This is a genomic window from Nostoc sp. CHAB 5836 (genome assembly GCF_020829445.1).
Taxonomy (GTDB): Bacteria; Cyanobacteriota; Cyanobacteriia; order Cyanobacteriales; family Nostocaceae; genus Nostoc.
Window position 1 is genome coordinate 36,557 of sequence record NZ_JAIVFV010000048.1, and the last position, 7,079, is coordinate 43,635.

A 7,079-nucleotide genomic window follows, 5' to 3' on the forward strand; every position below is an offset into this window, starting at 1 on the left:
TCTCTACTTTTAACTTTATGGCTAAAAAAAACCAGTTCCTCTACGGAACTGGGTTAATAAAGTTATGGGGATATTTTATTTGTCTAATCTAGAAAACCCATCAGGCTTTCAGAATTGTCAATCTCATTTGATGCTATTGGACGATTACCGAATGTTGAATAGCTTTCAGAAATTATCAATGCACTTGAGGCAATTGGACGAATCCCAGAGAGATTTATACTTTCAACAACTTGGAATGTATTAGCTCCAATAGGACGAATACCCATTGAGTTATAGGTTTCAACTACTTCTAACGTACTGGTGCTAACGGGACGCACCCCAGCAATTGAAAGTTTTTCAGCAACCTCTAAGTCGCTAGGGCCTATAGGGCGAACTCCAGCAATAGCTAGTGGCCCAGAAGAACCCGACACTGGCTGTTCAGTAACTTCCTCGACTTTATCAGCATTCAAGCTCTGGTCTTGTTGATTTTCAACTTGCTCTGTTGTTTCCCCTGGAGACTTAGTATACTTTTGCCGAGAACTGATTGCTTTGCCAGCGCTGCTAATAGTCATAAACGAAGACCTCTGGTTTGTTAATTGAATTTTACAATAATTAAGGAAAGATGAAATTTTTTTCCATATACTTTAGAGTTTAACCTTAAAAAACCTCATATAGATATAAGAATCTTTAAAACTGATACATAAGTAAATTAAAATTATTAATTTTTGTGAACAATTATTACTAATAATTTAGCCTAATAAGCCAGCTAGAATGGATACAGGGCGGAATCGTCACCATGAGATAGGGTATTTCTAAGCAAAACTGTATGACAGAATTTTGTCTTCAAGCTCCCTTTAGTCCCACAGGCGATCAACCACAAGCGATCGCACAATTGACTGCTAGTATCCAATCAGGCAATCGTTACCAAACTTTACTAGGAGCCACTGGAACTGGTAAGACATTTTCGGTAGCAGCAGTGATTGAGAAAATTGGCAAGCCGACTTTAGTTCTGGCGCATAACAAAACCTTGGCTGCACAGCTTTGTAACGAGTTGCGAGATTTCTTTCCCAACAATGCAGTTGAGTATTTTGTCAGCTACTACGATTATTATCAGCCAGAGGCGTATATTCCTGTTACCGATACCTATATTGAAAAAACGGCAGCAATTAATGATGAAATAGATATGTTGCGGCATTCAGCGACGCGATCGCTTTTTGAACGCCGTGATGTTATTGTTGTTGCTTCCATCAGTTGCATCTACGGTTTAGGAATGCCAGCAGAATATCTGAAAGCTGCCATCCCTCTACAGATAGGTATGGAAGTAAATCAACGCCAAATTTTACGGGATTTGGCAAATGTTCAATATAGCCGCAATGACATAGAAATGGGCCGAGGAAAATTTCGCGTCCGAGGTGATGTCTTAGAAATAGGCCCAGCTTATGAAGACCGAATTATTCGCGTCGAATTCTTTGGTGATGAAATTGACGCGATTCGTTATATCGATCCGGTGACAGGGGAAATTCTCAAAAGTTTAGAAGCTGTAAATGTCTACCCTGCACGTCACTTTGTCACCCCAGAAGAACGGTTAGAAGTAGCTTGTCATGACATCGCCGCCGAATTAAAACAGCAAAAACTAGACTTAGAACAAGCTGGGAAATTATTAGAAGCGCAACGTATAGATCAGCGTACACGCTATGACCTAGAAATGCTAGGTGAAGTAGGTTACTGTAACGGCGTTGAGAATTATTCCCGTCACTTAGCAGGGAGACAAGCCGGAGATCCACCAGAATGTTTAATTGATTATTTTCCTAAAGATTGGCTATTAATTATCGATGAATCTCACGTTACAGTACCCCAAATTCGCGGGATGTATAACGGTGACCAAGCGAGAAAAAAAGTTTTAATTGAACATGGATTTCGGCTTCCTAGCGCTGCTGATAACCGTCCTTTGAAAGCCGAGGAATTTTGGCAAAAAGTAAATCAGTGTATTTTTGTTTCCGCAACTCCGGGAAATTGGGAATTAGAAATTTCTGAAGATCATGTAGTTGAGCAAGTGATTAGACCAACTGGGGTGGTTGATCCAGAAATTTCTGTGCGTCCCACAGAAGGACAAATTGATGATTTATTGGGAGAAATTAAAGATAGAGCCGATCGCCATGAACGCGTGTTAATTACCACACTAACCAAGCGGATGGCAGAAGATTTAACTGAATATTTGCAAGACCGCAGTATCAGGGTACGGTATTTACATTCCGAAATTACTTCTATTGAGCGCATTGAGATTTTGCAGAACTTGCGCGAGGGGAAATTTGATGTATTAGTTGGTGTAAACTTGCTGCGGGAAGGTTTAGATTTACCTGAAGATTCTTTAGTGGCAATTATGGATGCAGATAAGGAAGGTTTTCTGCGAACCGAGCGTTCCTTAATTCAAACTATTGGTAGGGCCGCGCGTCACGTTCAGGGACAAGCGATTTTGTATGCCGATAATCTGACAGGTAGTATGATTAAAGCCATTGATGAAACAGACAGACGGCGCGGGATTCAAACAGCGCATAATCGACTGCATGGCATTACACCGCAACCAATTGTGAAAAAATCAAGTAATGCGATTTTGGCTTTTTTAGATGTATCTCGGCGGTTAAATGCAACTGATTTGAAAGTTGTAGATGAACATTTAGATGAACTGCCATTAGAACAGATTCCCCAATTGATTACTCTGTTAGAAGCACAGATGAAAGAGGCGGCGAAGAAATTGGAATTTGAAGAGGCGGGGAAATTGCGCGATCGCATTAAACATCTGCGGGATAAAATGCTGGGACGTTAACGTGATTCTTATGCTCTGAGTTCTTCGATGGTCATATCTTTGACTTGCATAGGGGATGATGGTTAGTGAGAACTACTCCTACTGTTTTACCCCACCTTCCGCACCTCCAAGAGTCATAGCAAGTGTCTATGTAGAAACTCTTGATTAAATTAACTCTAAACTTACTATATTTTGACTATAATTAGCGACTAATATAAATAATTTCAGCCATAGAGAACCTAGTAAAATTTCCTGGATTTCATCTCCAGCAAATACAGGAATTTCCCACTCTTGAGCATCTATTATTACCCTACCAATATAAACATCAAATTCAGTTTCTCCTTGAGCAGTTCTTAATTTATTTTGACGGAAAAAAGACCAATCAAGACTTTGTACATCTTGTTTGTTCATAGCTAAAAATTCAGTAAATCCTGTATCTAACATTGTTTCTACAGTCAAACTGAAGTCATCCCCTCCAATTAAATCAATTTCAAAGTAAACTTGAGCTTTATCTCCAAATCTCCCCTCAATCATATTCTGCCACTAACTCCGGTTTCATTAATGCCAAAAATATGATGAATCACATTAGGATATTTTTCTCGGGCCATTTTACTTGCTACCTCTTGATCCCGATCAATAAAATAATCACCACTATTAGGTTCAATGGCAATATACCAACCATAGTATTTATCTAGTATTTCTGGTTTTAAACGCTCAAAAATCACCCAACAACGCTCATAAAATGCCTGTCTTCTGGCTTTTTCCTGAGCTTTTTGTGCTTGGTTCCATTGAATTTCCGGAAACACTCTCCCACGTCTGACAATTCTTTCTGGTGAAGAGTGTGTCATATTTTTGACCTCATGAAAATTTATTGTCCATATTTCATTATAAAATGCCAAAGGGGATCAAGATATGTGCAACTTCACATTAAATTGGTATAACAACGGCATTTCAAGAGCGTGTTCGGACTGCGCTCAACTTGCCACTAAGAAGCGATAAGGTCATGTCCTAATTTTCTTTGGTGCGATCGCCAGTCATATCAAATCCGGTTAAATGCACACAGTTAAATTGTTGTTTGTTTCTGGCCACCAGTGGTAATAAGTTAGACCACGAATTAAATCACGCTCGTTAGATAGTAGCTTGCAACGTTGAAATAAAACGGACTCTAGCTCATGTGACATACTCCTACACTGACTGAGTACAGTACAGTGTAGGCTTCTCACCCAATCCGGCTATTGCTTAGGAGGCGATGAGCTTTATTAGAGAGACGGAATGCCCTGCCGCCCCTATTTATTAATTTTAACTTAGATTTGTTCGTTTCCTCCATGTTTCCCGACCGCGCTGTCCCATGGGTCGCGAAACTGTCGTCAACTCACTCGCAACTCATCCCACGCTCCTAAAAGTGAGACGTGGGGCTTCTTGCTGTTTCAGCTAAGGAATCAAACGACTGATTAGCGATCGCCTGATTCGTGACAGGTCATAACCGCACACACGGTTTCTAGAAAATGGTGATCAAACTACTGGAAATAAAGCTCAAACCAGAAACTATCGCAATCTGAGTGTCTTCAACGAACAGTGCGCCTGTTCTGCTGTTGATCGTAATCGCATCGAGAGCGTCTATATCTATTCCGAAACCTTCGGCGGAAATCCAAATCTGATCATCACTGAAGATACTGAAGTCAGTGATGGTATCAATTCCTTCATCTGGGGAATTAAAGTAAAATCTATCGGCACCGTCTCCACCTGTAAGTATGTCCCTGCCCAAGCCTCCAACTAGGGCGTCATCACTGACATTACCTTGTAACACGTCATTGCCATCATTGCCAATCAGGCTATCATTGCCAGCGCCACCGAAAAGGTTGTCAGCACCCGCCCCACCTTCTAAGGTGTCATTGCGGGTGCCGCCAGTCAGCACGTCGTTGCCATCATTGCCAATCAGGCTATCATTGCCAGCACTACCCGTCAGGCTGTCATTACCAGTACCACCATTTAAGATATCGTCACCAAAGCTGCCATTCAGGGTGTCATTACCAGACGGGCTATCAGTATTGCCACCCCTAGCCCATCCATATAATATGTCATTTTCCGAAGTTCCATTTCTTGTGTCAGAATCTGTGGTACCGTAGATAGTTGCCATTTTTGTTTTTTCCTAACTTTCCTAATTGATGTTTAGGGTAAAAGTCAGTTTATCAGATTACTAGTAGGCGATCGCAAGTCCCCCAACTCTAGAAAATTCGTTGATATTGTGAGTGACAAGAGTCGCAGCTACGCCCGTCGTAGACATCGCAATTCGGTAATTATTGTGAAAAGTCTAAATAATTCGTAATTTATGCTGATCTTGTAAATTAGATTGACCCAAGAAAACCCAACGTCTTTTTCTACTTACAATCTTAACTACTTCCACCAATCCAGTGCGATGGCTTCTCTTCGAGACGCTACGCGAACCCCCGCCGCAGGCATCGCAAGTTAATCATCTTTGAGTAAACGTTTCAGCAAACTTGGTGCAACCCAGAAGCCAACATCTTGCAACTGTTCAAATGTTGCGTCTAAATCCAGCAAGCCATATCTGGTAGTGTCTTTCAAAATGCCCAGAAGCCCAATTATTTTTAATCCACGTTCCACAGCAATTTGCCTTGCTGCTTTGTCATCCAAGATCACTAAATCGGCTTCCAGTTGTTCTGCAAGTAAAATTGCTTCTCGTTCACCAGGGTCAAGCTTTTCTAGTTCAAGGTCTTGAGGAAGTTCGATTGGTTGTATTTGAAGCCAATTAGGAGGTTGAGCAATCCAGTTTTTCACAAGAGGGGGTGATTCAGATGCTCTTAGTTCATCTGCAACGGCTTGAGGAATGATCACACATCCATATAGACGCTGTAATACGAGAATCTGATTGATTAACAGCAGGTAACAAACTGGAGAGGTATCAGAGACAACAATCATTGTACTCTGAATTCCTTAAGAGTCTGAAGATCCTGTTCTAATTCAGTTTCGTCATAGTTTAGATAAATACCCATCTGCTTCAGAAAGATATGAGCTGAAAGACGGGTTGGTAGCTGGAGAATTTGACGTACTTCAGCAGTGTTAATCTTGCCACAACCGTAAGCATCGGCAACAATTAGTTCTAGGAAGCGACGAGAGAGGTTCCCTTGCGTTTGGTCTAGTCGCTGGGCAATTTCATCGGGAATTTCAACGGTAATTTGCATACTTCAAGTTACATATAATCTAATCATTAGCTCTATGGTAAGCGATCGCCGCACAAGAACCCCTTTGCACCAGACGGTTGTAAATCGCTGGTGCTGAGTTGGAGATTGCTTGCCGCCGCTGATTTGAGCCATTAATGACGAAGCTCTCGGCGATCGCATTAAACATCTGCGAGATAAAATATTGGCACGTTAACGTGAATCTTATGCTTACCAATATTCGCCTAATTAGTGTTAAAGAATATCACCAAATGGCGGAAACGGGAATTTTTCATCCTGAAGAACGCTTATAATTAATCGCGGGACAAATCATCAAAATGTCAGCGAAAGGTATGGCTACTGAGCGGAGTCGAAGTACTGCTCACGAATCGGCAATTACCCGCACAGAAAGATTATTACGTCAACGTTTGGGTGACAAAGTTTTGTTAAGAATCCAGTCACCAGTGCAACTTGATGATTATTCGGAACCAGAACCAGATATTTCAGTGATAAAGCTGAATCCATTAGATTATGAGGATCACCATCCCAATGCTTCCGAAAGCAATGAAAAGTAGTTTGTGGGCTATTACGTTGATCCAAACTTCTGAAGAGAACCTTGAGGAAAGGGTTGCTTTAATTGCTGATTACCTTACAAAGACCTACAAAGATGCTCAGTGGCAGATTTCAGATTTAGATGCAACAGGGAAACAAGGCTTTATGTTAACCTTGCAGCTAAATGATGAAGAGCAACTGTATTTATCATCCTCTGAATTTCTAGCTATTTTGAAGGAAGATGGTCAGGTGATCGATTTAGATGCAGCAATGCTTCTAAGCAGACAGCCTCTATTCAAAATCATCATTCAGGACGGTTCTTCAGTCGATATATTAGGTAAAGGAAAACTCTTACCAAGTGATATTTTGGGGGCATATGAGACATCTGATCCTAAACTTTTTCTATGGAAATAAATCGATGGATCTGGGCGTTAAGCTTGTCTTTAAGCTTCCTCGGTCTGAAGACGCGGGGATTTCTGAAGAGTCCACAAGTAGACTTTCTTAGGCATACTTAAAATGCCTCTACCTACTCCACTTAAGTCAAACTTAAATATCGCAGCTACTTTTCT

The 7,079-nt window shown here is 41.1% G+C and carries 11 protein-coding genes; 4 read left to right on the forward strand and 7 right to left on the reverse strand.

All coding sequences use genetic code 11. The annotated features are described in order from the left end of the window. Nucleotides 1-83: 83 nt before the first annotated feature. Nucleotides 84-551: a hypothetical protein gene (locus tag LC605_RS12225; RefSeq protein ID WP_229547805.1), complete on the reverse strand. Its 468-nt coding sequence runs from the start codon at nt 549-551 to the stop codon at nt 84-86. Nucleotides 552-805: 254 nt separating this feature from the next. On the opposite strand from LC605_RS12225, the gene uvrB reads away from it, so the two are divergent. Beyond that, the gene (gene uvrB, locus LC605_RS12230; RefSeq protein ID WP_229547806.1) at nt 806-2,803 is read left to right on the forward strand and encodes an excinuclease ABC subunit UvrB; all 1,998 of its coding nucleotides are present in this window, start codon (nt 806-808) and stop codon (nt 2,801-2,803) included. A gap of 144 nt (nt 2,804-2,947) precedes the next feature. Here uvrB and LC605_RS12235 read toward each other — a convergent pair whose 3' ends face one another. From LC605_RS12235 to LC605_RS32935, 6 genes are all read right to left on the reverse strand, one after another. Beyond that, nucleotides 2,948-3,316 carry an aspartyl protease gene (locus tag LC605_RS12235; RefSeq protein WP_229547807.1) on the reverse strand — a complete coding sequence of 123 codons (369 nt, stop codon included), beginning with the start codon at nt 3,314-3,316 and terminating at the stop codon, nt 2,948-2,950. Continuing rightward, nucleotides 3,313-3,630 (reverse strand): hypothetical protein, encoded by a 318-nt coding sequence (locus LC605_RS12240; RefSeq protein WP_229547808.1) that lies wholly within the window; start codon nt 3,628-3,630, stop codon nt 3,313-3,315. Before LC605_RS12240 ends, LC605_RS12235 begins: the two co-directional genes overlap by 4 nt. Before the next feature lie 650 nt (nt 3,631-4,280). Then, nucleotides 4,281-4,919: a calcium-binding protein gene (locus tag LC605_RS32930; protein WP_306426859.1), complete on the reverse strand. Its 639-nt coding sequence runs from the start codon at nt 4,917-4,919 to the stop codon at nt 4,281-4,283. 329 nt (nt 4,920-5,248) lie between these two features. Continuing rightward, a complete protein-coding gene (locus tag LC605_RS12255; RefSeq protein ID WP_229547809.1) occupies nt 5,249-5,719 on the reverse strand; it encodes a DUF3368 domain-containing protein in 471 nt (156 codons plus the stop codon). Next, on the reverse strand, nt 5,716-5,982 hold the full coding sequence (locus LC605_RS12260) for a UPF0175 family protein (RefSeq protein WP_229547810.1): 267 nt from the start codon (nt 5,980-5,982) through the stop codon (nt 5,716-5,718). The genes LC605_RS12255 and LC605_RS12260 overlap by 4 nt, the downstream gene beginning before the upstream one ends. A 3-nt stretch (nt 5,983-5,985) precedes the next feature. After that, on the reverse strand, nt 5,986-6,114 hold the full coding sequence (locus LC605_RS32935; protein ID WP_267868510.1) for a hypothetical protein: 129 nt from the start codon (nt 6,112-6,114) through the stop codon (nt 5,986-5,988). A gap of 2 nt (nt 6,115-6,116) precedes the next feature. Here LC605_RS32935 and LC605_RS12265 point away from each other — a divergent pair, with 2 nt between their 5' ends. Genes LC605_RS12265 through LC605_RS12275 form a run of 3 tightly spaced genes read left to right on the forward strand, consistent with a single transcriptional unit; the run spans nt 6,117 to nt 6,924 of the window. Beyond that, nucleotides 6,117-6,272 (forward strand): hypothetical protein, encoded by a 156-nt coding sequence (locus tag LC605_RS12265; protein ID WP_229547811.1) that lies wholly within the window; start codon nt 6,117-6,119, stop codon nt 6,270-6,272. Between the two features lie 24 nt (nt 6,273-6,296). Further along, a complete protein-coding gene (locus LC605_RS12270; RefSeq protein ID WP_229547812.1) occupies nt 6,297-6,533 on the forward strand; it encodes a Uma2 family endonuclease in 237 nt (78 codons plus the stop codon). Beyond that, a complete protein-coding gene (locus LC605_RS12275; protein WP_229547813.1) occupies nt 6,508-6,924 on the forward strand; it encodes a hypothetical protein in 417 nt (138 codons plus the stop codon). The genes LC605_RS12270 and LC605_RS12275 overlap by 26 nt, the downstream gene beginning before the upstream one ends. Nucleotides 6,925-7,079: the final 155 nt, after the last annotated feature.